Origin of the sequence: Pseudomonas salmasensis (assembly GCF_014268375.2) — a bacterium.
Classification (GTDB): domain Bacteria; phylum Pseudomonadota; class Gammaproteobacteria; order Pseudomonadales; family Pseudomonadaceae; genus Aquipseudomonas; species Aquipseudomonas salmasensis.
Map to the genome: position 1 here is coordinate 5,302,632 of NZ_CP077083.1, position 24,189 is coordinate 5,326,820.

Annotated in this window: 26 protein-coding genes and 2 pseudogenes; 6 read left to right on the plus strand and 22 right to left on the minus strand. The window is 52.0% G+C overall.

Features of this window, described 5'->3' with window-relative positions:
- The first annotated feature begins 129 nt into the window (after positions 1-129).
- Positions 130-825 (plus strand): hypothetical protein, encoded by a 696-nt coding sequence (locus HU731_RS23870; protein ID WP_186605950.1) that lies wholly within the window; start codon positions 130-132, stop codon positions 823-825.
- A gap of 10 nt (positions 826-835) precedes the next feature.
- Here the strand turns inward: HU731_RS23870 and HU731_RS23875 are convergent, their stop codons facing one another.
- The 12 genes and pseudogenes from HU731_RS23875 to HU731_RS23925 form a co-directional block, all read right to left on the minus strand.
- A complete protein-coding gene (locus HU731_RS23875; RefSeq protein ID WP_186605952.1) occupies positions 836-1,291 on the minus strand; it encodes a phage virion morphogenesis protein in 456 nt (151 codons plus the stop codon).
- On the minus strand, positions 1,281-1,763 hold the full coding sequence (locus HU731_RS23880; protein ID WP_186605954.1) for a phage tail protein: 483 nt from the start codon (positions 1,761-1,763) through the stop codon (positions 1,281-1,283). Before HU731_RS23880 ends, HU731_RS23875 begins: the two co-directional genes overlap by 11 nt.
- Positions 1,760-2,017, minus strand: coding sequence for an Rz1-like lysis system protein LysC (gene lysC, locus HU731_RS23885; protein WP_217894822.1), 258 nt, complete (start codon positions 2,015-2,017; stop codon positions 1,760-1,762). Before lysC ends, HU731_RS23880 begins: the two co-directional genes overlap by 4 nt.
- Positions 1,938-2,303 (minus strand): annotated as a pseudogene (locus HU731_RS28635) (Rz-like lysis system protein LysB); the annotation flags it as partial. The pseudogene HU731_RS28635 and the gene lysC, both read right to left, overlap by 80 nt.
- Entirely contained in the window at positions 2,300-2,503 is a 204-nt protein-coding gene (locus HU731_RS23890) for a hypothetical protein (RefSeq protein WP_060549137.1), read from the minus strand. The pseudogene HU731_RS28635 and the gene HU731_RS23890, both read right to left, overlap by 4 nt.
- Positions 2,500-3,342, minus strand: a complete 843-nt coding sequence (locus HU731_RS23895) for an N-acetylmuramidase domain-containing protein (protein ID WP_186605966.1) — start codon at positions 3,340-3,342, stop codon at positions 2,500-2,502. The genes HU731_RS23890 and HU731_RS23895 overlap by 4 nt, the downstream gene beginning before the upstream one ends.
- The gene (locus HU731_RS23900) at positions 3,339-3,662 is read right to left on the minus strand and encodes a phage holin, lambda family (RefSeq protein ID WP_186605968.1); all 324 of its coding nucleotides are present in this window, start codon (positions 3,660-3,662) and stop codon (positions 3,339-3,341) included. Before HU731_RS23900 ends, HU731_RS23895 begins: the two co-directional genes overlap by 4 nt.
- Before the next feature lie 45 nt (positions 3,663-3,707).
- A complete protein-coding gene (locus HU731_RS23905; RefSeq protein WP_186605970.1) occupies positions 3,708-3,920 on the minus strand; it encodes a tail protein X in 213 nt (70 codons plus the stop codon).
- Positions 3,920-4,381 carry a head completion/stabilization protein gene (locus HU731_RS23910; protein WP_186605972.1) on the minus strand — a complete coding sequence of 154 codons (462 nt, stop codon included), beginning with the start codon at positions 4,379-4,381 and terminating at the stop codon, positions 3,920-3,922. Before HU731_RS23910 ends, HU731_RS23905 begins: the two co-directional genes overlap by 1 nt.
- Before the next feature lie 104 nt (positions 4,382-4,485).
- A complete protein-coding gene (locus tag HU731_RS23915; RefSeq protein ID WP_186605974.1) occupies positions 4,486-5,187 on the minus strand; it encodes a phage terminase small subunit in 702 nt (233 codons plus the stop codon).
- A 4-nt stretch (positions 5,188-5,191) separates the two neighbouring features.
- Entirely contained in the window at positions 5,192-6,214 is a 1,023-nt protein-coding gene (locus tag HU731_RS23920; RefSeq protein WP_186605976.1) for a phage major capsid protein, P2 family, read from the minus strand.
- 40 nt (positions 6,215-6,254) lie between these two features.
- Positions 6,255-7,085 carry a GPO family capsid scaffolding protein gene (locus HU731_RS23925; protein WP_186605978.1) on the minus strand — a complete coding sequence of 277 codons (831 nt, stop codon included), beginning with the start codon at positions 7,083-7,085 and terminating at the stop codon, positions 6,255-6,257.
- Positions 7,086-7,240: 155 nt separating this feature from the next.
- Here HU731_RS23925 and HU731_RS23930 point away from each other — a divergent pair, with 155 nt between their 5' ends.
- A complete protein-coding gene (locus HU731_RS23930; protein WP_186605980.1) occupies positions 7,241-8,998 on the plus strand; it encodes a terminase ATPase subunit family protein in 1,758 nt (585 codons plus the stop codon).
- Positions 8,998-10,047 carry a phage portal protein gene (locus HU731_RS23935; protein ID WP_186605982.1) on the plus strand — a complete coding sequence of 350 codons (1,050 nt, stop codon included), beginning with the start codon at positions 8,998-9,000 and terminating at the stop codon, positions 10,045-10,047. The genes HU731_RS23930 and HU731_RS23935 overlap by 1 nt, the downstream gene beginning before the upstream one ends.
- A gap of 120 nt (positions 10,048-10,167) precedes the next feature.
- Here HU731_RS23935 and HU731_RS23940 read toward each other — a convergent pair whose 3' ends face one another.
- From HU731_RS23940 to HU731_RS23960, 5 genes are all read right to left on the minus strand, one after another.
- Positions 10,168-12,189: a BbrUII/HgiDII family restriction enzyme gene (locus tag HU731_RS23940; RefSeq protein ID WP_186605992.1), complete on the minus strand. Its 2,022-nt coding sequence runs from the start codon at positions 12,187-12,189 to the stop codon at positions 10,168-10,170.
- Between the two features lie 453 nt (positions 12,190-12,642).
- Positions 12,643-13,710: a DNA cytosine methyltransferase gene (locus HU731_RS23945; RefSeq protein ID WP_186605994.1), complete on the minus strand. Its 1,068-nt coding sequence runs from the start codon at positions 13,708-13,710 to the stop codon at positions 12,643-12,645.
- Between the two features lie 1,176 nt (positions 13,711-14,886).
- Positions 14,887-16,539, minus strand: coding sequence for a tetratricopeptide repeat protein (locus tag HU731_RS23950; protein ID WP_186605996.1), 1,653 nt, complete (start codon positions 16,537-16,539; stop codon positions 14,887-14,889).
- 235 nt (positions 16,540-16,774) lie between these two features.
- Positions 16,775-18,208, minus strand: a complete 1,434-nt coding sequence (locus HU731_RS23955; protein ID WP_186605998.1) for a hypothetical protein — start codon at positions 18,206-18,208, stop codon at positions 16,775-16,777.
- A 63-nt stretch (positions 18,209-18,271) separates the two neighbouring features.
- Positions 18,272-18,523, minus strand: a complete 252-nt coding sequence (locus HU731_RS23960; RefSeq protein ID WP_186606000.1) for a hypothetical protein — start codon at positions 18,521-18,523, stop codon at positions 18,272-18,274.
- Positions 18,524-18,935: 412 nt separating this feature from the next.
- On the opposite strand from HU731_RS23960, the gene HU731_RS23965 reads away from it, so the two are divergent.
- From HU731_RS23965 to HU731_RS23975, 3 genes and pseudogenes are all read left to right on the plus strand, one after another.
- Positions 18,936-19,211 carry a BrnT family toxin gene (locus HU731_RS23965; protein WP_186606002.1) on the plus strand — a complete coding sequence of 92 codons (276 nt, stop codon included), beginning with the start codon at positions 18,936-18,938 and terminating at the stop codon, positions 19,209-19,211.
- Positions 19,189-19,497, plus strand: coding sequence for a BrnA antitoxin family protein (locus HU731_RS23970; protein WP_054919831.1), 309 nt, complete (start codon positions 19,189-19,191; stop codon positions 19,495-19,497). The genes HU731_RS23965 and HU731_RS23970 overlap by 23 nt, the downstream gene beginning before the upstream one ends.
- Before the next feature lie 109 nt (positions 19,498-19,606).
- Positions 19,607-19,973: pseudogene (locus HU731_RS23975) on the plus strand (DNA adenine methylase); the annotation flags it as partial.
- 70 nt (positions 19,974-20,043) lie between these two features.
- On the opposite strand, the gene HU731_RS23980 reads toward HU731_RS23975, so the two are convergent.
- The 5 genes from HU731_RS23980 to HU731_RS24000 form a co-directional block, all read right to left on the minus strand.
- A complete protein-coding gene (locus HU731_RS23980; RefSeq protein WP_186606004.1) occupies positions 20,044-20,505 on the minus strand; it encodes a hypothetical protein in 462 nt (153 codons plus the stop codon).
- Position 20,506: 1 nt separating this feature from the next.
- Complete coding sequence (locus HU731_RS23985; RefSeq protein WP_186606006.1) at positions 20,507-21,421, minus strand: endonuclease/exonuclease/phosphatase family protein; 915 nt, start codon at positions 21,419-21,421, stop codon at positions 20,507-20,509.
- 601 nt (positions 21,422-22,022) lie between these two features.
- A complete protein-coding gene (locus HU731_RS23990) occupies positions 22,023-22,313 on the minus strand; it encodes a hypothetical protein (protein ID WP_186606008.1) in 291 nt (96 codons plus the stop codon).
- Between the two features lie 39 nt (positions 22,314-22,352).
- Positions 22,353-22,643 carry a hypothetical protein gene (locus tag HU731_RS23995; protein WP_186606010.1) on the minus strand — a complete coding sequence of 97 codons (291 nt, stop codon included), beginning with the start codon at positions 22,641-22,643 and terminating at the stop codon, positions 22,353-22,355.
- 554 nt (positions 22,644-23,197) lie between these two features.
- A complete protein-coding gene (locus HU731_RS24000) occupies positions 23,198-24,079 on the minus strand; it encodes a DUF2971 domain-containing protein (RefSeq protein ID WP_186606012.1) in 882 nt (293 codons plus the stop codon).
- Positions 24,080-24,189 lie beyond the last annotated feature (110 nt).

A 24,189-nucleotide genomic window follows, 5' to 3' on the forward strand; every position in this document is an offset into this window, starting at 1 on the left:
GTGGCGTTGCGCGTGCGAAGCCGCATGCTTTTAGTCTTGTAAGGTTCGCCACTACAATCTAGATTCAGAGATGAACGGTTCACAGATGAAAAACTAGTTTTCGCGCCTAATTATTTTCGGAATGTACATATGATAGATAGAAATAAAAGGTTGATTGGCAAGGTCAAAAAGAAAGCGGAAGACTTTGATCTAGCTGAGTATGTTGAGGCTATGGTGGATGCTACTTCTGATAGCGAGGTATTCAAGGCAATACCTTTTGTCTCAACAGTGACTGGTGTGGTGAAAACCTATCTCCAGTATAAAGAAGGTAAGTTCAAGAAAAAAGTTGAGATTTTTACCGAGGCGGCAGGAAGTTTTACGGATGATGAGTGGGATAAGTTTTATACAGATTTAAACGATGAGGGAAAAGAAGATGACTTTGTAAGCGAGCTCTTAGAGATAATTGAAAGAGTAGACGAGGAGCAAAAAGCTAAAATAATTGGTGGGATATTTCGCCGACTTGTAAAGCGAGAAGTCACTTATTCTCAGTTTGAAGATCAAGTGCAAGCCACAATAGCGCTGCAAGTTATGAATATACATTTTTTCATGCATGGCTATCATAATGAATACATTTTGGAAGAATCGTTAGGGGATGTTATGACGGCGCAGCGAGTGCTAAAACGTAAAATTGAATTGGCTTTTCGAACTGTCAATATAGGCGCGCAAAAACAAGAGCAATATATTAAAGTTGGTTATACTTTGACTGCTTTTGGTGGGGCTTATTTGACTACGTTGCACCAAGTATACAAAGATAAAATTCAACCTGATCATTTGTATGCTGGATGAAGTTTCGTCATCAGGTCAAGCGACTGAGCAGATTGTCGCGTATTAATGCAATATCTGCTTCGGAAAAGCCTAAAATTTCACGCTGTTCGTAACTTGTCTCGGGAGCGCCTCGCTCAGCACGATCCTTCAACCCGTACTGGTGAACCCTAGCGATTCTGGCGATACGCCCAGTGAAGCCTACGGTTACGGCATTGCTGTCACCTCGGACCTTCAGATAGCTCGCTGTCCGCAGCTTTTTGAACATCGCAAGCTTCCTTCGAATACGCCCCTGTTTTCCGCGCAGATTCCGTTTTTTTCGTGGGGCGAATTTGGTGCCATCAGGATTTTCCTGGGCGATTACCCGTTTTTGCTGACTCCCACGAAGTTCCTGCCCAATGTTCCGGGCAAGTTGATTGCGTGCACCAGGCTCCAGCCGTTCTAGCAGCACCGCCGCCCAAGTTTCCAGCGCCTCCAGATTACTTGCCATCCGGCACTAGCCATTCACTGGTGTTGCCCTGGGCCCCAGGCTTCCAGTTCGGATCGAGGTAGCCCGCCACATACTGTGGTTCGTTCGGGTGCTTCACTGTGGTGTTGCCCTGGTCATTCTTGCCGACGACCACTTTCTCTGTAAGCGCCAGTGTAATGCTGAGGTCTACTTTGTCCTTATCGAGGATGTCTGCTTCGAACTGGATGCCGTCGTTGACCTTGTTGAGACTCTCCAGCAACTCGGACTGGTTGACGCTGAGCCAGCCCAGGATGGGCAGGAACACGCTGTCTGGGTGGCCGGCGAATTCGGTGAGGATGATCTGCAGGTCGAAGCTGTATTCAAACGATAGGGTGTGGGCAGCGGTGCAGCGGACCTTGCCGTTGTCGATGAAGATCAGCAGTCGGTCAGGGTCGTGCTTGAATTCGGCTACGGTGGCCAACAAGTGGGCGCGCAGGCTTTCGGCTTTGTTCATGGGTTGGCCTGCTGGTGTTTGTAAACCATATCGACTTGCGCCGCACAGTCAGCCCAGGCTGCTTCGGTTCGGTCTTCGTCGGTCAGTAGGTCACCGTTGTTGAGCGGGCTGGTCGCCGGCAGCTGGCACGGCACCACGGCCGGACAGCCAGTCACGGTAAGCTGCGGCGCCGGTGAGGGCGGGGCGCTCGCGCAGCCGGCGAGCAGCGTCAGGCAGAGGCTGAGCAGCCCAGTCGCGTAGTTCGTCGTTTTCAAGTTTTAGTTCCTTTATGGTTCGTGCGCGCTTTGCCAGGGCCTGGCGCAGTTGATCCTGCTGGGCGCGCAGAGTTGACTGGTTTTCGCGCTCTTGCTTCAGGGTGGCGGTGAGCGTGGTGGCGGTCGCCAGATTGCGGTCGGCATCTTCGCGGGCCGTCTTGGCCGCACTCTTTGCCAGGTCTGTTTGGCTTTCGGCGGTATTGATGCGCTGTTGCTGGCCCCAGATCAGCAGCGCCAGGGCACCGAGCAGGGCAATGCCGTACAGGGCCTGGCGCAGGGGACTCACGCGCGGTACCAGCCGAGTTTGTTCATGGCTGCGGCGTCGAGCTGCTTGATCGGGCCGCGTACGATCACGGCCCTGGCGTTGTTCATCAGCTGGATGCACTCGGCCAGCCGAAGCATGTCGTCTTGTTCGGTCGATTCCGGGACCACCAGCAGATCCCCGTCCCGCACGCGGAGTTTCTTCACTGCTTCGAAGTCAATCATGCCGCCACCCCTTGTCCGCACTCACAGCCAGCGTGCCGCTCGTAGGCGCGCTGCAGCTTGGTGTCGTAAAGATTCCGCAGGTAATCCGGCCCGTTGTAGAGCCGAGCAAACTCGGCCCATTTGCGGGCTTTCAGCGCCTTGTGCAGCGCCGGGTCGGTTTCAATGAAGCGCGTGAAAGCGTCGAACTGTTGCGATTCGCCGGCACTCATCGCCGCCACGAAGGCCTGCACGCTCGCGTAGCCAAGGCGCTCCCAGTGATATCCCATGATTTGGAAAGCGCCCCAGGATGCGGATTCAAGTGCGGCCGTGTCGTCGATCTGACGGGCCATGGCCAGGCGTTGATGCTCGGCGGTACCGCCGATATAGCCACCGGCCTTCGGGTTGACCAAGGCGGGGTTGGTCGCGGCGAGTTCGTCGGCATGGCGCTTGATATCTGCGGGGTCATCACCCGTGTGTCGAACCTTGCCGAGCTGGCGGTACATAACGTGCCGTTCGAACAGGATCACCGGCTTGCCGTTGTCGAGGAAGCCTTTGCCCTTGGACTCCACTTCGTTGACCGCGTAGATGCTTGCCAGCGGCACGTCCAGGCGTTCGGCTGCGGCTAACAGGTCGTTGTTACGCAGCAACAGGGCGCAGTCACCACCGGCCAGGCTGGTTTGGGTCTTGTTACCGGCGATGCCATCGGCGACCAGGCCAGCTTTGACCTGGTATGCACGGACGGCGGCTTCGGTGGCGTCACCGTAGTCACCGTCCGGCGTCAGGTTGGCACCGTGTTTGTTGAGGTTCTTTTGCAGGATCAGCACCGCTTGCGAGCGGCAGCCGTGGCGAAGGGTAGTCATAGCTGTTCTACCTTGCGGTTGAAAAACTTCTTGGCCGCCGCGCGGGTGCCTTCGACACCGAGCAGCCCAATCACCCCGCCGAAAAACGGCGCGGTAGATGTCGGAATGCCCAGCAGTGCTAGGCCATGGCTTACAGACAAGGCCAACGTGCCGCACAGCGGGGCCTCAATCAGCATACGGCGCAGGGTTCCTCCGCCGTACATGACCCGAAGGGCCGCGATGACCAAAGCAAGGAGTCCGGCATAAAGAGTCGGCCAGTTATTTTCGAGCCAGGCGGCGAGCCAGGCCCAGGTGTCGGGACGGTCAGGCATGCGTTTCATTCCGTTGTCCAGGGTTGGTGGGTACAAGGGCTGGGTGCCGCAGTGTTAGTCCCATAGCTGCACCATCTGGCGCTGTGGCGCGCTGGTTTTGGCTTCGGGCATGTTGACGGGGAGGCCGTGCGGCAAGATGGGGCCGTGATCAGCCAGGCCGGGGTTCGCCTGTAGCACCGCTTCGGTGACGCCCGCTGTTCGGCCGTAATACCGCCAGCACAGAGCGTCGACGGTCTCGTTTTGATTGGCGCGGATGGTGACTGGCATCAGATCAGCTCCACGGTGGTGCGGTTTTTCCCGAGAAAATCACGGACTGCCCAGCGCAGGTCGCGGCGGTAGTCGTCGATGGTGGGTGCATTCTCTTCGGCCTTGGCATTACCAGAGTTGGTCGCGCTGTAGTCTCGGTAACGCTCGCACACCTCGGCACCGGTACCGGCTTCGATGGCACGACGGTAGAGGTGGGCCTTTACAGATACGTCCTTGATCCGATCATCTGGGACATCTGCCAGCGTGGCGTAGCCAGCCGCCTGTTGAGCATTGCGCCAGTCACTCAGTTCGCGGTTGAGGTTGATGGCAGCGGCGATCACGGCGGTTTCCAGGCGGGCCGGGGTGACACTGGAGTCGATGCGCAGGGTGGCCCGCAGGTTGTCCAGATCAATCGACGGCCAGAACGGGTCGGTGTTTATGTGGCCGCTGGCGACGGTGCCGCTGGCAACAAATGCGCTCATGAGACTGCACTCGAAAATAGGTCGCCGGTGGTCGGGGCTTCACGTTCAGGAGGAGCGGCCTGGCCGATCCGCCCCGAGCCGGCGGGGTGCGTGGGGACGCTCGGTTAGCTGCCAGTGGCAGCGTGTTTTTTCAGGAGGCGTTCGGCGCCGTCCAAATCTTTCTTGCCGCCGCAGCCGTCGTGTAGCTTGATGGCGCGCTTGAGCAGGTCGATACCGGCCTGAATCTGTCCAGGATGACCAGGCTCTTCGGCGCTGATGCCGTGCAAGGTGGCGCGGCCAGTTGCCAGGAACAGCTTGGCGCGGGCTTGGTCGGGCATGTCCTCGGCCTCGGTCAGTTCAACCGTGCGGTGCAGGATCGCTAAGTCGAAACTGCCGTTGGCCTTCTGCGCTTTCAGCGCGGCGGTGGCGATTTCCTCCGCCACCAGGCAACCGGTAGTGCGTTCGAAGCGGTCCGGCATGATCAGCTTGTGCTTGAGGACGTAGTCGGCGATGTCCAGAGCGCCGCTGTAGTCCTCAACATCGACGCGCCAGACCATGACAGTGGTCATAACGTCGTCCTGAGCGCCATTGCCAGCTTGGAGCACGCCCTCGACATAAGGGATGTACTCAGGCAGCAGCTGCAGCTTGAGCGCAGCCTTGCCTTCGTTGGACTGGATGGCCTTCAAGCGCAAGCGGTCTTGCAGCAGCTGATTCAACTGATGCTCGTAGGCTGTGGCACCGGCCATGGATTGCTGCGGTGCTGTTTTTGCCGCCTCCATGGACGCGCGTGCGCGGCGCTGGTGGGCTTGGGCGATGCTGAGTGCCATGGGGTTAACCCTCGCTGCCGGCTTCTTCGACTGGGGTGATGTTTTCCAGCAGGCAGCCCAGGCCATATTCCTCAACCACGTAAGCTTCGTTCGACGATTCGAAGTTGCTGACACGGTTCCACTCCGGCTCTTCCTTGAGGTAGCGGCGACGTCCGCCGATCTGCCAGTACACCGACAGGTTGGCGAACGTGGTGATGAGGATGGTGCCCTCAGGGATATACGGCACTTCGTACAGCGGTAGGCCACCGACGCGGCGCTGCGAGATGATCAGGTCGCTCGCCAGGGTATTGGTAGCGTCTTGGTCCTTGTTGACCAGGGCCAGGAACTTGTCGTGCACCAACTCTCGGCCTGTCAGTACCACCAAACCAGGGTTACGGCGGTACCAGGGGTCGAGCAACTGAATGGCGTCATAGACCAGGGCGTCGATGTTTTTGAAATCGCCGGTTTTACCGATGGTGATCTTGCCGGCGACGGCGCCTTCTTTCAGCACGCGGTCAGGCGCGTGAGTGCGGTATTGCTGGAGCCAACCGATGTTGACGTCTTCCAGCAACGGGTGCGCGGTGCGGTCGGTTTGTTCGGCGGCCGAAGTACCGTAGAAACCGATTTGGATACGGTCGAGCGCCTGACGTTGGGCAATTGCGCCGGCCAGGCGAGTCTGGAAGTCCGGGAACTTCGCCCAAGCGTCGAGCTGCTTGTAACTGACGTAGGTGTCAAAGTCGGTCTGCTCAGCTCGGTACTTGTCGCTGGACAGGGTGCCAATGCTGCTTGGCTCACGCTTCTTGACCTTGGTGTTGGTGCGACTGGCAACGGTGCCGCCGACGCCTAAGCCGACCTTTTCGCCTTCCTGTTCATCGACGCCGATGACGTTGACTTTAGTCAGGAACTCGCTCGATTCCTGAATCTTGGTTTCCAGGCGCTGCTGGATAGTCGGGTCCACGCTGAACGTGGCGGTGGCCGATTCCACGCCGTTGATCTGTGCCACCTGGGCGAGATAGCCAGTGAAGAGTTTTCGAGTGTCGTTACGCATGGGTGTCTCCGATAGTGGGCTGGGCGGTTGAGGCCGCAGGTCAGAATTCAGCCAGGGCTTGTTTGCCGCCGCCGGTTACCGGTGGGCGCTGGGTTTGAGAGTGGTCTTGTGTGTTGCCGAGGGTCGTTTTCAGCTCGCCCAGGTCTTTGCTGAGCTGCTCGACCTTGGTGTTCAGTTCGCCGGAAAATTTCTTCTCGGCGGCGAGCTGATCCGGAAGGTCTTTGACGTGGTCGGCAATCGCTTCAACGGCCTGGCCGATCTGGGCGAACTCTGCATCGTCCTTTGCCTGTTTGCCGCCCAGCAACGCCTGGACCTTGCTGAAAAGCTGGGCGCCGAGGCCGGGCTTGTCTTCGACTTCTTCAAACTGCAGCTCGGTCTCCACTGCCTCGGTGAACATCGACGTCGCCGAGTAATGGCGGTCTTTGAAAGGGCTGGATTCGGGCTTCTGCGCAGAAAAAGACAGTACGTCGGTGCCCAGGCTGGCTGGGGAGTCGGTCACCGCCAGGCCGACGATGTACGCCTCGCCGGTATCCGAGAAGCTGTCGTCGATTTCAATCGAGGTGTAGATCTTCTGCTTGGCCTTGTTCATGGCGATCAGGTCGGGCGTTGGCTCGACCTGGGCAAACAGGGCCAGCTTCTTCTGACCGTTGATTTCTACTTCTTCGGTCTTGACCGCGAGCACGTCGCCGTAGGCTTTGAAAGGGCTGTCTGGCAGCAAGCTGCGGAAGTGCTCCAGCCAGATTCGGGCGCCGTACGTGGAGGGATTGAAGTTTTTCGCCGCCTGTTCCAGCCAACTGCGTTTGATGGTGCGCTTGTCCGAGGTAGCGCCCTCGACGGCGACACGGAACCAATTACTGCGAAATTTCTTCATGCCTGGAATCCTCAATGCGTTGGGCGCTAAGTGCGTTGCAATGAGGGGCATGGTCGTGACGCGCGCGAGTTGCGGCAACGGGACGAGATTGTAGAGGGAGGATCTACAAGGGGCGGCGCTACTGAGTCGCAGGCCAGAGCGGCAGCATCGTGGCCATGACTACGACTGAACTGCTCCCCATCGATCCCAGACGCCAATCCAAGTTCCTCTATTGGATGGGTTGGCGTATCTGCGAGATTGCCGAGGCTACGGGCGAAAAGGAAAAAGCGCTACACAGCTGGAAGGCTCGTGACGAGTGGGACCGGGCCGACAACGTTGAGCGGATTGGGGGCGCACTGGAAGCGCGCCTGGTGCAATTGATCCTCAAGGAAGGCAAGAGCGGCGGTGACTTCAAGGAAATTGACCTGTTGCACCGGCAGTTGGAGCGCCAGGCGCGCATTCAGCGTTTTCAGGGCGGCGGTACCGAAACCGAACTCAACCCCAACCTTGCCAAGCGCAACGAAGGGCCGAAGAAAAAGACGCCGAAAAACGACATCAGCGAAGACCAGATCGAGCTGCTGCGTGAAGCGTTTATCGATGGGTGTTTCGACTATCAGAAGGATTGGTACCGGGCGGGAAACCAGCGCACTCGCGTCATCCTCAAAAGCCGGCAGATCGGCGCCACTTACTACTTTGCCCGCGAGGCGTTCATTGATGCGCTGGAGACGGGTCGCAATCAGATCTTCTTATCGGCTTCGAAGAACCAGGCTTACCTGTTTCGGGGATACATTCAGGCGTTTGCCCGCGAGGTCATTGGTGTTGAGCTGACCGGCGACCCTATCGTCTTGCCCAATGGCGCCGAGCTGTTTTTTCTCGGTACGAATGCGCGCACCGCCCAGGGCTACCACGGTAATTTCTACTTCGATGAGTTCTTCTGGACGTTCAAATTTGAGGAGCTGAACAAGGTCGCCTCCGGCATGGCGATGCACAAAAAGTGGCGCAAAACCTACTTCTCGACGCCCTCGACCATGGCCCACGAAGCCTATACGTTCTGGACTGGCGAACGCTTCAACAAAGGCAAGCCAGCGGCGCAACACACCAAGGTCGATGTTTCCCACGGCGCGCTCCAGCAAGGTCGGTTCTGCGAAGACCGGCTGTGGCGCCAGATCGTCACCATCCTCGACGCCGAGCAAGGCGGTTGCGACCTGTTCGACATTGAGGAGCTGCGCCGCGAGTACAGTCCCGAGGCGTTTGCCAACCTACTGATGTGCGAGTTCGTTGACGACGGCGCGAGCATCTTTCCCCTGACGGTGCTGCAGGCGTGCATGGTCGACAGTTGGGTCGAGTGGGCCGAGGACTACAAGCCGTTTGCGATGCGCCCATTCGGTGATCGCCAAGTGTGGGTGGGCTATGACCCTGCGGAAACTGGCGACTGCTCCGGCCTGGTGGTGGTCGCGCCGCCGCTGGTACCGGGCGGCAAGTTCCGGGTGCTGGAACGTCACCAGTTCCGCGGGATGGACTTCGCTGCGCAGGCCAGCCTGATTAAAGCCGTCTGCGACCGTTACTGGGTGACGTACATCGGGATCGACGTCACTGGCCTGGGCAGCGGCGTGGCGCAGCTGGTGCGCCAATTCTTCCCCAACGTCACCACCTTCAGTTATTCGCCAGAGGTCAAGACCCGCCTGGTGCTGAAGGCTTACGACGTGATCCACCGGGGCCGTCTGGAGTTCGACGCCGGCTGGACCGACATGGCGCAATCGTTGATGGCGATCCGCAAGACCATCACCGCAGGCGGTCGCCAATTCACGTACACCGCCGGCCGCAACGACAACACCGGCCACGCCGACCTGGCGTGGGCGCTCTTTCACGCATTGCACAACGAACCGCTGGAGGGGCAGACCTCTGCCAACACCGGGCGGATGGAGATTTTTTGATGTCGAACCGCCGCAGAAACAACAAGCACCTCGCCCAGGCTCCCACAGTGGTAACGCAGGAATTTATCCCGCGCAGTGACAGCAAGATGGAGGCGTTCAGCTTCGGCGATCCATCCCCCGTTCTGAGCGGTCGTGAGGTGTTCGATTATCTGGAATGCTGGTTTAACGGGCGTTGGTACGAGCCGCCGCTGTCGTTGGATGGCCTGGCACGGTCGGTGGGTTCCAGCGTGCATCTGCATTCGGGCTTGATGTTCAAGCTCAACCTGTTGAGCAAGACCTTTATCCCGCACCGATTGCTGTCGCGCGCGGCGTTTGAACAGTTCGCGCTGGATTTTCTTTGCCTGGGCAATGGTTATCTGGAAGGACGACGTTCGATGCTAGGGCCGGTGCGCGAGCTGGTGCCGCCGCTGGCAAAGTACATGCGCCAGGGCAAGGACGGCCGGCAGTTCATGGTTCAGGGTTGGAAGGAAGAGCACGAATTTGAACCGGGCACCGTCTTTCATCTGCGAGAGGCGGATCTGCATCAGGAAGTGTACGGCCTGCCCGAGTGGATCAGCGCTTTGCAGTCGGCACTGCTGAATGAGTCGGCCACGCTTTTTCGTCGCAAGTACTACGAAAACGGCAGTCATGCCGGTTTCATTCTCTACATGACCGATGCGGCGCAGAACGAAGCGGACGTCGACTCCCTGCGCAAAGCGCTGAAAGACTCCAAGGGGCCTGGCAACTTTCGCAACCTGTTCGTGTACTCGCCGAACGGCAAAAAGGATGGGCTGCAGATCATCCCGGTCAGCGAAGTAACGGCTAAGGACGAATTCAACTCGATCAAAAATCAGACCCGCGACGATGTGCTGGCGAGCTTGCGCATTCCGCCGCAGCTGATGGGCATCGTGCCGCAAAACGCGGGTGGGTTTGGGTCGATCAGGGAAGCGGCGCAGATTTATGCGGCCAATGAACTGGAGCCGATTCAGGCACGTATGGCGCAGGTGAATGAGTGGCTTGGGGAGGAAGTCGTGCGTTTCAAACCTTATGAAATTCCCGTGGGGGCCTAAAATTCACTGCGCAGGAAACGAGGAGACGAACCGGTGCGTCTACACCGGTTCGATACTAAACAGTCGACCACGTCGAATGCTCCATCTCGCCCCACAGCGCAGTGAGGCAAGCCTTAGACGTTAGGTTATGTTGGAAACAATATCATCAATAACAGAAACGTTCGGGGATGCGTCCAAGTACTCTTGATAGGCTTTTCTAGCATTTACAATCATTCCTTTATAGGTGAACGATTGCATCTGGTTGCCTCTAAGGATTTCCAATGCATCCCCGTCGGTAGTCCTGGGAAGTTCTGCAGTAACGAAAACTACATCTATCGCTGGTCTGCGGCCGTTCAAACCACCGATGTCGGTTTGTTTTCGCAGATATTCGGTAATTGCGCCTCTGTACTTCCGTCCTTGCTTCGTTAGGTCGTCTACATCCACCGATGTCTTATCGGGTTTTTTTAGTTCAACAATGATATGACGTCCTGTTGAGGTTCTATATGCAATATCAATTCGCGCTCCTGTAGGGGCGTCGGGTGCTATTGCTTTAAGCTCCTTAGTGAGGGTTTGTTCCATTACCTTACTTTCACCAACCGGCCCCCACGTAGGGTCAAGCAGCCATAGGTGATCGAACAGGTAATTTTGAGCGACTTTCTCAAGCGCGTCCGTGTTCGCAATTTCCTTTTCAAATTTTTCAATTACTTGCAATCTGGAGCGTGTTATCTCGTGGTAGTGAGTTGCTTCGACACTGTCGAGGTTTAGGAATAGCTTCTGGAATTCGACGGATAAGACATCAGTTATTTTTTCTAGTTTATCTAATTGCTTTCTAATTCTCAGTTTCTCAAAGCCTACGATTGCGCTTCGAACCAAGTCTCGTTTGATGTCTTTGTTTTTTGTCTCGTCATTAGAATGTTCGGCTGACAAAATCGGAGTGATTAGTTTCTGTGCTAGCTTTCTATCCCTCGCATCGGTCAAGGAGGCATACCATTTTTCTAAAGCCAACTTAGTACGATCATCATCACTGTCAACATTTTGCTGACGCCGCCAATCGTCCCACTGGTCAGCTATGTCATCAAGCGTATTCTTCAGCCACGCACGGACCGCACTTACAAGTGGGTCTCCGGTTTTTACGGACTCTCGGTTTGCAGTAGCCCGGTCTATCGAATCTGCATCAAGGAAATCAGCGTGTATTTCTCCAACAATATAGCTATTAAATACCTTGGCATTTCCAATGTCTTTTAGCATATCTTCTTGGAATACGCGGCCGTTAGCAAATAACGAAATTTGGTTTATGTTGTCATCAGTCTTTTTTAAACTTTTTGGTTTTGCGACGGTTGCGATAAATCCGCGAAGATTGTAGGCGCGGTTTTCCACAACTACAACGTTATTTATTCGCTTTATACATTCATGGCCGTCTTCGTCGGTGGCGAGATTTTTGAGCAATGGCTTTTGAGCTGCTCTGGTAGCATCTTCTAGATCCCACCAAAACTGTACATCTGCGTGGTATCCGCGATCCTGAGTAGTGATTTCGTCTTTGCCGATAATTACTTTAAAATTATGGGCGTCTCCTAAAACACTGAAACGTCGGGCTATGCGTGGACGAAGAAAACTTTCTGTCTTATCAGTACCAGCTGTGAGTTTAGACAAGACAATTCGCGTCCCCGTCTTTTCTCCCCACTGATAATCCACATCTTGCTTTTCCAGGTTATATTTCTTGGCCGACTGGATATCTTTTCGAAGCTGCTCGACATTTATTCTCGCCGATACTGGTGGCAAACCTTCCTTTTTTGACCAGATATCAATTTGGTCTGCCAAGGAAAACATCGCTAGTTTTCCTATCCCCTTACGACCCATCACCGGCCGGCTTAGAGTATCGCTTTTGTTTCCTTTGGGCTGATCCCTACGCGCGTATCCGACACGAAGAAAGCGCGCTTGCAGCTCGCCTTGCCCCATACCATGGCCATCGTCTTGGACGATGATTTTGTCATCCTGAATGTCCACAGTCACCAAATTAGCGTCCGCGTCCCACGCGTTTGCAACAATTTCGGTGACGACTGCGGGAGTACTGCTGTAGAGACCTATGCCGAGGTGGTTAAGCACGTTCAAATCAATTTCTAGAAAATACCCCTGTTCCTCAACCGCTTCTACTGCTGCGTCCATTGCTTGTTGTCCTGTTGTTTGCGAGTGGTTTTGGCAGCATATTTACACAAATAGATCCGCAAATCAGCAGCAAAAAGCCACTATTAGACCTATGACGCTACCGGCAGAGTTCAGCTTGGCTTGCGGAGGGGCATGACAACTGAATCGCTGGGGGAGGGGCCGAGAATGCGTATTCGCCGCAGGAGTGATTGCGCTGTAGCTGCAGAGGGAAACTGTGCGCAGGGTTAATATGTCGTATCACCGACGTGTGGCGGCTTTGCTCATTTTTGCGTTTTTATCGGCGCTTGGACCGTCGGTACGCCTCGTCTCCTCAAAGCCGTAATGAGTACCGACAGCCAAGATTTTCTGTCGAAGATTAGGGGCCTTATAAGAGCCCTTCACATAGCGGGATGAGGATTTGAGGCGTTGATGGTCAGAGATGCGCAACCGAAAAGCTTCGTCACTAGTCGCGGCTCATGTTTGACCTGAGTCTACCCGCTGGCCCTGAGTTGTCTCTTCAAGGTGTCGCTGAATACTCAACCCGATAATTTCCCCCAGGCGCACCGGAACGGCGTTCCCGATCATTCTCCCTACGGTTTTAAATGTTATTTGATCCGGGGGCATGAATTTGTAATCGGGTGGAAATGCTTGCAAAGTCGCGGCTTCTCGCAACGAGATTGCCCTATTCTGGGCCATGTCATAGTGCCCAAAACGCCCGTTACCAAACCCATAGCAAAGCGTTGTCATTGTTGGCCCTGGCTGATCGCCTCGCATGCGGCCGTATACGCTTGCATAGGTTTGCCCGCTAGCTTTGCGATGGCAGTCGGCTCTGAGCGACTCAGGCCAGTCTCTCCAAGTGCCGCCCGGCTTTGACAACATAATGCGTTTAAGATTGGTACTGCTCAGGGTTGCCGCACGATGAAGTGTGTCATTGGGATCACATTCTCCGGCTGCAAGCTTCGGAAGATGGCCGATCGCCTCCTCAACCGACACCGCTTTATCGTGGGTTTTTGGGATCATTGTGATTGGCCCAAGCAATGAAGCTAGTAAAACGTGGCGCCGGCGCAGTTGAGGAAGGCCGTAATCTACACAATGAATTGTGCCTTCCCATATGTGGTAATTGGCAACCTTCAAGCTTTTTACGAAATCGTGGTAGACCAGATGTTTAGTGACATCTGGAACATTTTCCATCGTTACCAGCTCAGGTTTTACACCTTTAATCAGCTTTTCAAATGAGTAGAGCAGTGGCCATTTCCGGTCAGTGCTGGTGTCGCGCCCTTGATTATAAGTCGAGAACGGTTGGCAAGGTGCGCAACCGGCTAGGAGCTTGATCCGGTTTGGTCGATACCATGCAGCCACGTCTTCTATTGTGGTGACTTCGACGCTTTCTGCGATGAATTCGGCGCCGTTGTTTTCCCGGTACGCGAATTCGCAATTGCGATCAATGTCATACCCTGCACGGACGGCGATGCCGGTTTTCAATAAGCCTGCGGTAAGCCCGCCAGCTCCGCAGAACAAGTCAACGGCGTCAATCTGATGCATGGTCAATGTTTTCTCCTCATGAGCCATTCTAACGGCTTTTGTTGAAAGGATCGAGGTTCACTACTGAAAAATGCAACCGCGCATGATATCGATGCTCGCGCTCGGGATTCTTGAGTCTCAAGAGGCAGAGGAGGGAGCCTAGATCACTGGTGGCTGTACTATCGGGCGCCTAGATCAGGGGCTCCGGCGATAGGAAGAGGGGGGAGATGCTATGGGACTTTTTTGCACTTTTTTGGTGCGATATTGACTCTGCTGAATTTGCGTCGACCGGCGCGCGCCGTCGTCCCCCCACCTCGCCTGCGGGCTAAATGGGTCACATTTTCTGCGCTTCTGCACCCACCCCCAAATTAGGCAGGCTGGGGCCTGTCGGACGGTTCCCAGGCTATCGAAAACCTGCGGAACCCTGCGAGGAAGGTGTTTTTCCGCTGTGCTTACAAGAGCGGCTGGTCAGTCAAATTAAGTAGGTGCCTCGGAAAGGGGTTAGGTTTTTTTCGAGGGGGGGGTAGAGAGTTGGGAGGCCCGTATTTGTTGGGCTAGAGACCTAACTTTGAGGGGTTAGGTTGGGTTAGGTTCGAAGTTAGGAATCTGTAAGTGACTGTTTTTAAACAAATAATAGTATTGATTATTTAACATCACTCAAGGTTAGGATTTTACCAATCCTAACCTGAAGCTAACCTTGGCAACTCGTCGCAAAGCCGCATCCGACAAGGCATTCATGGCAATCAGAGAATAACTTACCCTCCTAACCTCTTTCCCATGGGTCAACATGAAAACTCCGAATGCCATAGGCCGGGTGATGTACTGAAGCTGCTTGCTCAGTCCTCGCTCTCTTAATCTTCTCGCGCACGCACTCTTACCTGCACGGCGTCAGATATTGCCGATGGCATCGGTCGTTGGAATTGGAGATAAACGCCTCCGAGTCAGTTGAGATACATCGACCCAGTTAGGTGGGTGTTGGGACCACTCCTGCAAGAGTGGTCTCCATGCCCACAAAAAGAGTTCCCCGTACCTAGTCTAGGCGTGAGGACATTTTAAACGTAAGCAGCGTTATTGGTAACGGCTCGACCTACTGGCCCTTGAGCTCGTTCCGACTAAAGTTCTGCGTCTGATTAAGGCGGAACTCTAGTCAAAGCGCAAAATCCCGAGCGGCGTTGTTGTACTCCGCTGCCTCCTTTTCTAGGTATTTGATCGCGCTTTCACATTTCCCCAGACTTCTTCCAGCATTACTCTAAAGATATGGTCTTTTTCAGGGATTGGGTGAATCAGGAGGTCATCTAGAGTTTCCGCGTACAGTTGCGGGCCATCCAAGATAAGTCCTTGGGTAAGTTTGTCGATTATAAACTTTTTATCTTCTCCTAATAGGTGGGCGCAATAAGCTTGGTTGCCATAAACCACTGCGATATGTGGGATGACAATTATAGCTTCATTAAGGAGAGCTGCTGCTTGATATAGAGTTTTAATCCGGAATTTACTGTCAGTCCATTTCTCTTTCGCTTGGCATATGAAAACATATGCCATAGTAGTTTTTATTTTTCCGATTTCCTCAATTATTTCAGGGTCATTTGATTCTCCGAACTGTGCGATCGTTCGGTTATATATGTTATTTATCTCATCTTCCCGGTTTGAAACTTTCAAGGCTCCAATTTTTTGGCTTCTTACAGTAATTAGATGTTTTACGATTTCCTGGCTTTCAGCTTTGTCGAAACGCTCAAGAAAATGCTCGCATAGTTTAAGTACTTGGGCGTAAAGTTTTTTGATTGAAAGGCCAATAATTTTATTAATAAGTGCGTGAGCCATGTATTCACTATGTGAAAATTTTTCATCTTTCTCTAGTCGGGCAATAATTGCATCGAGTAGTAAGTCTGCTTCTTCATGGCGTCCTAGTAGTCCTAAACAGCTAGCTTTTCCGTTTAGTGCTTCAGCGATTGTGGATTCCATGTTTTTGATTTGCTTGCCGTCGAATCGTTTAATAATGTCATCATGAATTTCAATGGCTTGCTCATACCGCTTTAACTCACTCATTGCTACGCCTGCATTGTATAGAGCCAACGATACTTGCTGTGGTGTGGCAGAGTTGACCTCGGCTGCATCTCGCCAGAAGCGAGCGGCACGTTCTATATCGCCTTTTGAGTAAGCATCGAATGCGCGATTATTCCAATCAGTGAATGTATATTTTGATTCTGGCTTATTTTTGGCAGCCGTTGCCGCCTCAGCGAGCGCATTAGCGGAAGTTTCGGAGATATTAGTTTTGAATGTGTCGTGGCCACTGACTGATAGTTGAATTTCTTTAATTGCCAAGTCTGCACCATCTTGTACGCGCTGAATGTGTAAGTTGAACCCGGCTTCAGCTCGGATTTCTAGTGTTTGCAAATTTTCTTGAAGACCATCCAATCTACTTTGCAGCTCGCTAGCGTGAACACCAAACCATTCGTTGGAGCTGACTTTAGCCTCTTTTCGAGCCTCTAGCTGTGCCTCGACTCGTGCTTTACGTGAGACTGAGACATAACCAACTAGACCAGCTAGTGGAAGTAAAATCGCAAGCACAGAAAGCAGAATTCCTAACAGACTCAGGTTTTGGTCTATATGTGAGTTCTGAGTATCTAAGCGTTTATCTTGAGTGTCCAAGCGAGAGGACAAAGCTTGGATGTCTTTTTGTATAATGTCACGAGTGCTTTCTAAGCGAATTTGAGCTATCTCTTTGTAGGTGCTAAGATCTTGCTCTCTATGATTTGTATTGGCACTATAGCTAGTTGAGGGGAAGTATCCTAAAAATATAAAAAATATAGTTAGCGTTAATGTTCTTAATGCACACTTGTTGTATACCATCACGGCCTGTGACTCCCTTCGTTTTGATGAATCATATCAGCGCGGCGTAGCCAAATCTCATGCTGCTTAGGAAAAATTCGCAGTGATGGTACAAAAATTGGTACGGAGAAAATCGGATGACAGGCAAGGCCCCTATTTAAAAGGCGCTAAAAAAATACGTCCAATTCATCATCAGAAAGCGAGCGGGCCTCAAGGAGTGCCGATGGGGTTGCGCATCGGCACTGATTTAGAGACATTCTTAAGCCTCAGATGGCAGCTTGACCTGGCGATAGTCAAGGGGGAGATTCAATTTTCCCGTAAGGTATCTGAGATATTTTTCATCCTCGGGACTCAGTGCAGTCCGACCAACCGCAACCAACCTAACCGCTTTTTCTGGCAACTCATTCCAGTAGTACGCGTACTCGAGCAGTTGCCCAATTGCCAAGCGCAAAACTCTACGGGTGCAGAAATCTGATTTAACCTCAAAGAGGATTTTCTCCATTTTCGTTGTTACGGTGACATCTACGAAATTTTCTTCAAAGACGATGTTCGCGTCAGGGTATTCAATCTTCAGTTCTTCATGCAGGACGGTCTGCATTATTCCATGCTCTGGCGAGCAGTCTCGTCCCGAACCGCCGCTCCTGAAATAGCTGTCTTGAATGGGAGGGAAATTCTGTCCTTTCCGAGCCGGACGGCGTGTATTCACCGTTTTTGGAAGGGAGTCCTCGTGATTGAGCTCAATGAGCTGATACCGATTGTAGTGCTGCACGGGATCCCCTGCCTTGGCATATGTGTTTGGCGGATACCAATCAACATCTTCTGGGCGAAAACGAACATTCAATACGTAAGGGGCCCACTCACCGTTCCCTAAGCCACTCCTGTCACCATCTACGACGTCTATTTCCTCCAGCATGCGGTCATACCATCCTACACGCTTGTAGTGATCTAACGCCGCAATGCCCTGAGCTTCATCTAGGAACTCTATGTGGCGAATGCGGGCCACATAGCGGCGCCCATCAGGAGTCAGGGTGTATAGCACAACATCACCTGCACGCTCACCACGGGCTAGCCGTGACTCCCAGCCCTTGTTTACTCCTTGAAGAAAACCATATTGCCAGCCACCAATTTGCCATTCGAATCGAAAAAGCCATTCCTCATGGCCATAGCCGTACCTTGAGGAAAAAGTATTAGACGCTTCGGCTGCGCTCCTGGTGGGGTACTGCCAATTGGAGCTATTTTGACAGAGGCGGGTGATATAACTCGTTGCTGTCGTTGTCGCCGAATTGTGGTTAATTGAGTTGAGATGGCCAGCTTCCACTTCAGCTCGGATAGTCGCGGCTTCTGACGCCAATCTATCGGGGAAACCGAAAAACTCTCTCCAAACGAGTTCGCACCCTTTGCCCCCATTGGGAAGCCCTTGAAGACCCGCATCTATGTGAGAGGGATCGAGATGGCTGTAGTTTGCAAGCCTCATCACAACTGAATTTGGACTACGGAAATTTTGGGGCATAAGCCACCCCATTAGCTCCCCCATCCGTCTCAGGAAATCGGACAGTTCCACAACATCGGAGTGATCTTCTGAAAGGTTTTCTCCAGGGTGATGCATGAAAAGATCAAGAGCTAGTATCAACTCGTTCCGCGACCACGTCGGGTTACGGCGATTTTTGGTTTGTTTCGTGGGAATACCTTCCATGATAGAGGCTCATTTGTTATCGGTGAGTAGATTAGGCTGTGAATCGCCCCTGATTTTGTAGAGTCATTGAATGACTGCGTTTGGCCGATAACTGACATTTAGGTGAGGTCTTCCCTTCCCAAATCGAGCCAGGCCTTGTTTGATATGGCCCGCGTTTTCACCAATCGTATGAAGTGCCCCCCGAACATTCTCACCCACTTCTAAAGCGTTTTGCTGCTCAGCCCAAAGAGTCAGCTCCATCACAGCCGCTTCCAAGGCCAGTTGATTTTGATAAAGCCGTTCCAGCACGTCCGTCAGTGAGTACTCGCTTGCCATTGGTTTACGGCTCGTTTTGAAATAAATCAAGCATAGCAGCGGCAACTCTCGGATTGCGAAAGCCAGCGAAAAAGGAGCAGGGGGTAAGCGCGCGGGAGTAGTGCTGGTACGAAAGTGGTACGGGTGTGTGGCGAAGGTGTTGTAGTGCCCTTTCTGTAAGGCCTGGAGGATTAGTTGTTCCAATCCATCATGGGGGCGACGCTGAAGCGACGGGAGAGTGGGGCGGTTTGTAGGGGCATGGGGGGTCTGAGTCAGCGAGGCGAATAGGGCGTAGTTTATCAGGGATGTTTGTCGGGTACTTGGCGGGTTCTCAGGCCTAGCCAGCCAACCATCGGTGGTAACCCGAGTACACGCTCGGTAGGCTTTCGACGCGCACCTTGTGTTGATGATTTATTGTGGCTACGATAATCACATGCAGATTACCTATGACCCAGCCAAAGACGCTCGTAACGTTGAAGAACGCGGACTCCCATTTGCGTTAGTACGGGACTTTGAATGGTCTACGGCCTTGATCGTGGAAGATGATCGATTCGACTACGGTGAGTGTCGTTATCGAGCGATGGGATACATAGGGGATCGGCTGCATGTCGTAGTGTTCACCCCACGAGGTGACGCGGTTCACGTCATCAGCTTTCGTAAAGCCAACAAACGGGAGGTCAAAAATTATGACCAAGAAACCCAGTCCTGAGAAGGTCGATACAGCGAACCCTGAATGGTCGGCTGAAGACTTTGCTAAGGCCAAGCCAGCCAGCGAGGTGCTTGTGGGATTGTTTGGCAAAGCTCAGGCGAAGGAAATGCTCAAACCGAAGCGTGGTCGGCCAAAGTCGGTAGCCACTAAAGAGCACGTTAATGTTCGTTTTGACGCTGACGTGCTGGAGCGATTCAGAGCTTCTGGGCCGGGCTGGCAAACGCGAATGAACGCCGCCTTGGCTGATTGGCTCAAGACGCATACACCGGATGAACTGAAGGCTTAGTCGCTAAAAATCATTCTTAAGGCAATAAGCCGCCGATGAGGCGGCTTTTTACTGCTTGGTGATTAGCTCTGTCTCGGCAATGGTATAAATAAATTCGTCCCCTTTTTTCGCCGCGTGGCAGAGCCTCTCCGGGACCTATGTTGAGAACCTGGGCTGGCTGGAGTGCGCGGAGCAGTACGACCGGCCGCATACCTTTCACTACATGGATCCGCCTTACTGGCAGACCGCTGGTTATGGGGTGGACTTTCCATTTGAGAACTATGAGCGGATGGCCGAATTCATGCGGCGGTGCAAGGGCAAGGTGATGGTGATGGTGAGTATCAACGACCACCCTGATATTCGAAAGGTGTTTGAGGGGTTTCACTTTGAGACAGTAGATATTCGATACAGCACTACCAATCAGTGGCAGTGGAGGGCCGAGGTCAGAGCTGGTGATTATGAATTGGGAGCCAGCAGCGTTGGGAGGGTTGTTTTAAGTACAGAGCTAAATAATCACGATACATATTTTAATTGCCGCCCTAAGGGCGGCATTTTGAAGCGAAAATTTCAGACGGCTTTTTTTGACGGTAAGTTGATCAGTCGTGCGAGCTCTTTTCCGACATCTGGGTCAGAAAGCATTATGGATAATACTTTTTCAAGGGCCACTTTGTCCTCGCATAGAAATTTATCGCTCCCGAATCGTATTTCACAGGGGTATCCTTTCTTGTTGGTTTCAATTTCACCAATGTCAGCTTTTGTCGAACTTTCGGAAAGCGGATTTTTAGCAACGATATAGGTGGTTAGTTCGGGTTTCTCAGACTTTTTGTTGTTTGAAAAAATACCGGCTCCGAGCAAAGCATTAATGGAGTTGCTATAACGTGATTCTCGACTTATCGCTATTTTCCCTTCACTTGCTTCCGAGATTTGGCGGTTCATCTCTTCGAAGACGGAGTCAATTTCTGCTAGTTTAGCCGCCGCTGCCTCTGCGGCCTTTAGTCCTAAGTCGAATGAGTTTTTAAAGTCTGCCATTTCAACCTACCTTCTCGATTGTTCCATATACTGGTATGTGATCAAACTTTGATTTTCTGCTTATCACAAGATCCATAAGCCCTGGGACGTCACTGATGTGATCGTTACACTCAGCCAGCCTCCATATCTTCGCGGACACAAAGGCGTGTGAGTAAATTATTTGGTCAAAGGTGTGCCAGCGTGTAGTTTCACCACTTTGATAATAATAGCTGCCACCCATTAAAGACTGCCCGTTTTTACCTTTTCCCATTTGACTCCAGTATGGGTTGTAAAACAAGTGTTCTCGTTTTTTTACCAAGTCTATGTCTCTTGTCGCCATAACTTGAGAGCTTAGTGATTTGTCGAAAGGCTCATCGTTATAGTCGCCTAGAAGTATTATATGTGGAGGTGTGGTGTTAGAGTTGAGTAACTTGTCGACTTCGTCTCGTAGCCTGATGCCTAATACGTGTCGGTCGGCATGATTTTCTTCACACCATAGACGGCTGGGCCAGTGTGAAACGAAAATATGAAAGGGAGTTCCGGTTTTATTGTCTGAAAAATCTATCCTCTGGGCAATTTTCATGATGCTATTTCCACGGGCGGATGTGATGTTTTCAAGTCCGTTTATAGTTATTTTTTCTGGGTTGGAAATATAACAGGTATCAAATTTTGATCTGCCTGCTTTTGATACGCCTGTATGAAAATCAAACTCGCTGAATACCTCTAGTGATCTTAGATTTTCAAAATCTTCATCTGAAATCTCTCCAAGCGCCATAAAGTCAACATTGGAGTTGATAATGAGGTATGCAATTACTTCCGCCGCGCTCCTAGTTAGATCTTCACAGCCTCTGCTGTTCCCGGATGGCGAGAGGCTGGTATTCCACCACGCTATAGTGATTTTTTTATAGGCTTCAAGATCGTTATCTACTGTGATCATAAATTAACCATGGTTTTGATCATTCCCTTTGACCTAGCATTGCACTCTTCTGGGCATCATAGCGGCTAGTAGAAGCGTACGCGAATGCTCTCATCAACCCTGATTTCATTTTTACCTACTAGCGGGTAGTAGCTGAGTGGTTGTACCTCACTCCTTTTTCATCCAACTGCCTCATTGCGGGCCAGACGTCGACAAGAACGTCTCCGACAGTCACGGCGGTCACTGAACATTCACAACACCGGCCCGAGGGGCCCTGTCTGCCTACCCATTTAACTGCCTTTCGTAGCTACGGCGTATGCCTACCATACCTACGAGCCACACGGAGCTACTATAGCTTGGTGGTTTGCGTCATTTTGGTGCGCCACGATTCCTGCCAGGTTAGTTCAGTTCCGGCGCACGCTGTCGTCCCCCCACCTCGCCTGCGGGCTGAATGGGTCGTTTTTTCCGCACACTTGCAAGTAGGTCAAACCCGCCAGGGCAACTGGACGTGTGCTTGATGGTGGGCTCCCAAAAGCCTGCAATTCCCTGCAGCATGAGCATGTTTTGAGGGGAGGCGAATCGCGGACGCCGCTCGCTTGACTGTTCATGCTTAGCTGACTTGTTAAGCTCGCGTTCTTAACAGGTAGAGCGCTTCTTCCGGCGATTTGATGAGTAGGTCGAGTTCCACAAATGCTCTTTCGCGGGAGCTGGCATCGAAGCACGGTACATTCGTATCCAGTGTTACAAAAATCCCATAACCCGCAATGTAGTGTCCTTTCAATGAATCGTAGTCGCCGATCCAGTTGGGGAGTTTGCGACCAGTGTTACTGGCCGGTCGGCCGATGGGATCTTCACCAAATACGGAAATGAAAGCTTGTGTTATCGGGCAGGCAGATGGGTGATCCACAAGCATATCTATGCCACCAAAAATTGTGCCTCGTGGACCGATTAATTATGACTTTCCTGTCTGCGCATCAGGGAGATCTCCCAGCCTAAACCCTGCCGAGGTTTCCTTGATCTTGTACTTCGTTACAAGCGCTGCAAGCCGGTCATGATCGGCTTGATCGGTCATTGTCGCCGCGTCCCAATTTTCGACACGGCTCGACATAAAAATTTGTATTTCATTAGCAAGACAATAATCCAGCAACTCCGCTGATGCCTGTGCCATCAGCCGCTGACGTTCGCTTTTGTCTTTATCTATCAGTTTGACCAGTACGCAATGATCGACAGTGATTGTTTCCATCTTCACTTCCAAGGCTGTGGTGACATAGCAAGACGATGTCACCCATGTGAGACCTGTGCAAGCGTTGAAAAGCTGCGGTTTTTGGAAGTGGCGCGGGAAAAAGGTTAGTTTTTTTGAGCGTAGTTCTGTGTGCTGGAAGGCCCGTGTTTGTTGGCCTTCAGACCTAACTTTGATGGGTTAGGTTGGGTTAGGTTAAAGGTTAGTGATTCCTAAATGACTGTTTTTAAAGGAGTTAATATATTGAATATTTAACGCTAATAAAGGTTAGGAAATAACCAGACCTAACCCAAAAGCTAACCTTGAAGGTGTGTTGCCCGGACGGTTACGTTTTTGGCGTGCTGCTGAATGTGCAGCTGTTGATGCCTGACGATTTGACGTCTACGATTCACGCGGGCTGTCTTTGTTCGAGTGGTGTGTGTTCGCAACTATCACCGTAGACCAAGGGCGGCCGTTTTTCATTTTTTTGTAATCAGATCAGCTGATTAGTCGTTAAGTAAGTGTCATTCAAATCTGTCCCCTTTTGTGTCGTCAGTGGGTCGTTTTTTATCGATAAGTTAAAGCTTGTCGAAGATGGATAGCTCAAGTTGAAAGGAGTGATTGGCTGGTGCCGCTTGAAAAATTTCTGCGTGGGGGTAGCAACGCTTCACAGTTTTCGATAGGGCATCCCGCTGATCCGGTGGCATGCGGCAGCCAAACACCACTCCAGTAAGCTCTTTGGATCCGAACTTCCTATCTTCATAAGGTGCGTTTTTGTTATGTCCATCCCCTGCAAAAATTCGCCACTCGCTTTCATGTTTCCATGCATCAGATTTCGTATAAATTAGAGTGTTAATTCGTTTTGTCTGATCGAATTTTACTATGCCGGCTAAAAAGTCGGAAAGCTCTTCCTCTTCGAACAGCAATGGGATGTCTCGTACATAAGTCATCTCTTTGGCAGTGCAGTAAGGGCTGTCTGCTCCAGGCTCATCTTGGAAGCGAAGTACTACACCTTTGTTACTGTCAGCATAATAAGCCCACATGAGCTGATTTATAGGCGAGTCCGTTAAGCATAGAATTTTTGTTGTAGAAAGATGTTCCCTGGTTTCGCGATAGGTTTTATGGATATTTTGATCCATTACTGAAAAAGATTTCTTTATACCTTCTTCCATTTGACGCATAAAATGCTTTTTCGGTATGTCTTTGAGTATTGGTCGCATAAGATTGACCGTAGTTGACATTCTGTTCTCTGGATGGCCAATTAGCTCTCCAATAAAAACTTTCCAGAGTTTGTCAAGTGTGTTGTGAAGTACTTTTTCTCGATTAAAATTAATCTGAAGGTCAAACTGAATGTCGTAAGGGTCATTTAAGGTGGCTGGCGTGCTCCAGCGAAGCGTCTGATTTTCTAGAACAATATTGGCAGTGTTAAATGTCATGTACTTATAGAAAGCTTTAGCCATGGTTACGGTCTCTGACGGGGCAACTGAATTTATCACACTATTGTGCCTTGTCCTGTAAGTCTAATGATGCTGCCGGACGTGATGAGATTAGGGCGCTTACGTTTGCTCTA

What these genes read in the sequence shown, in the direction of transcription:
- HU731_RS23905 (WP_186605970.1), bottom strand. Translation starts at nt 3,920, where the DNA reads ATGCCAGTCACCATCCGCGCCAATCAAAACGAGACCGTCGACGCTCTG.
- HU731_RS23940 (WP_186605992.1), bottom strand. Translation starts at nt 12,189, where the DNA reads ATGGACGCAGCAGTAGAAGCGGTTGAGGAACAGGGGTATTTTCTAGAA.
- HU731_RS23960 (WP_186606000.1), bottom strand. Translation starts at nt 18,523, where the DNA reads ATGGCAAGCGAGTACTCACTGACGGACGTGCTGGAACGGCTTTATCAA.
- HU731_RS23955 (WP_186605998.1), bottom strand. Translation starts at nt 18,208, where the DNA reads ATGGAAGGTATTCCCACGAAACAAACCAAAAATCGCCGTAACCCGACG.
- HU731_RS23945 (WP_186605994.1), bottom strand. Translation starts at nt 13,710, where the DNA reads ATGCATCAGATTGACGCCGTTGACTTGTTCTGCGGAGCTGGCGGGCTT.
- HU731_RS24000 (WP_186606012.1), bottom strand. Translation starts at nt 24,079, where the DNA reads ATGGCTAAAGCTTTCTATAAGTACATGACATTTAACACTGCCAATATT.
- HU731_RS23970 (WP_054919831.1), top strand. Translation starts at nt 19,189, where the DNA reads ATGACCAAGAAACCCAGTCCTGAGAAGGTCGATACAGCGAACCCTGAA.
- HU731_RS23880 (WP_186605954.1), bottom strand. Translation starts at nt 1,763, where the DNA reads ATGAACAAAGCCGAAAGCCTGCGCGCCCACTTGTTGGCCACCGTAGCC.
- HU731_RS23915 (WP_186605974.1), bottom strand. Translation starts at nt 5,187, where the DNA reads ATGGCACTCAGCATCGCCCAAGCCCACCAGCGCCGCGCACGCGCGTCC.
- HU731_RS23935 (WP_186605982.1), top strand. Translation starts at nt 8,998, where the DNA reads ATGTCGAACCGCCGCAGAAACAACAAGCACCTCGCCCAGGCTCCCACA.
- HU731_RS23895 (WP_186605966.1), bottom strand. Translation starts at nt 3,342, where the DNA reads ATGACTACCCTTCGCCACGGCTGCCGCTCGCAAGCGGTGCTGATCCTG.
- HU731_RS23870 (WP_186605950.1), top strand. Translation starts at nt 130, where the DNA reads ATGATAGATAGAAATAAAAGGTTGATTGGCAAGGTCAAAAAGAAAGCG.
- HU731_RS23890 (WP_060549137.1), bottom strand. Translation starts at nt 2,503, where the DNA reads ATGATTGACTTCGAAGCAGTGAAGAAACTCCGCGTGCGGGACGGGGAT.
- HU731_RS23995 (WP_186606010.1), bottom strand. Translation starts at nt 22,643, where the DNA reads ATGGAAACAATCACTGTCGATCATTGCGTACTGGTCAAACTGATAGAT.
- HU731_RS23900 (WP_186605968.1), bottom strand. Translation starts at nt 3,662, where the DNA reads ATGAAACGCATGCCTGACCGTCCCGACACCTGGGCCTGGCTCGCCGCC.
- HU731_RS23920 (WP_186605976.1), bottom strand. Translation starts at nt 6,214, where the DNA reads ATGCGTAACGACACTCGAAAACTCTTCACTGGCTATCTCGCCCAGGTG.
- HU731_RS23965 (WP_186606002.1), top strand. Translation starts at nt 18,936, where the DNA reads ATGCAGATTACCTATGACCCAGCCAAAGACGCTCGTAACGTTGAAGAA.
- HU731_RS23990 (WP_186606008.1), bottom strand. Translation starts at nt 22,313, where the DNA reads ATGCTTGTGGATCACCCATCTGCCTGCCCGATAACACAAGCTTTCATT.
- HU731_RS23980 (WP_186606004.1), bottom strand. Translation starts at nt 20,505, where the DNA reads ATGGCAGACTTTAAAAACTCATTCGACTTAGGACTAAAGGCCGCAGAG.
- HU731_RS23985 (WP_186606006.1), bottom strand. Translation starts at nt 21,421, where the DNA reads ATGATCACAGTAGATAACGATCTTGAAGCCTATAAAAAAATCACTATA.
- HU731_RS23910 (WP_186605972.1), bottom strand. Translation starts at nt 4,381, where the DNA reads ATGAGCGCATTTGTTGCCAGCGGCACCGTCGCCAGCGGCCACATAAAC.
- HU731_RS23925 (WP_186605978.1), bottom strand. Translation starts at nt 7,085, where the DNA reads ATGAAGAAATTTCGCAGTAATTGGTTCCGTGTCGCCGTCGAGGGCGCT.
- HU731_RS23875 (WP_186605952.1), bottom strand. Translation starts at nt 1,291, where the DNA reads ATGGCAAGTAATCTGGAGGCGCTGGAAACTTGGGCGGCGGTGCTGCTA.
- HU731_RS23930 (WP_186605980.1), top strand. Translation starts at nt 7,241, where the DNA reads ATGACTACGACTGAACTGCTCCCCATCGATCCCAGACGCCAATCCAAG.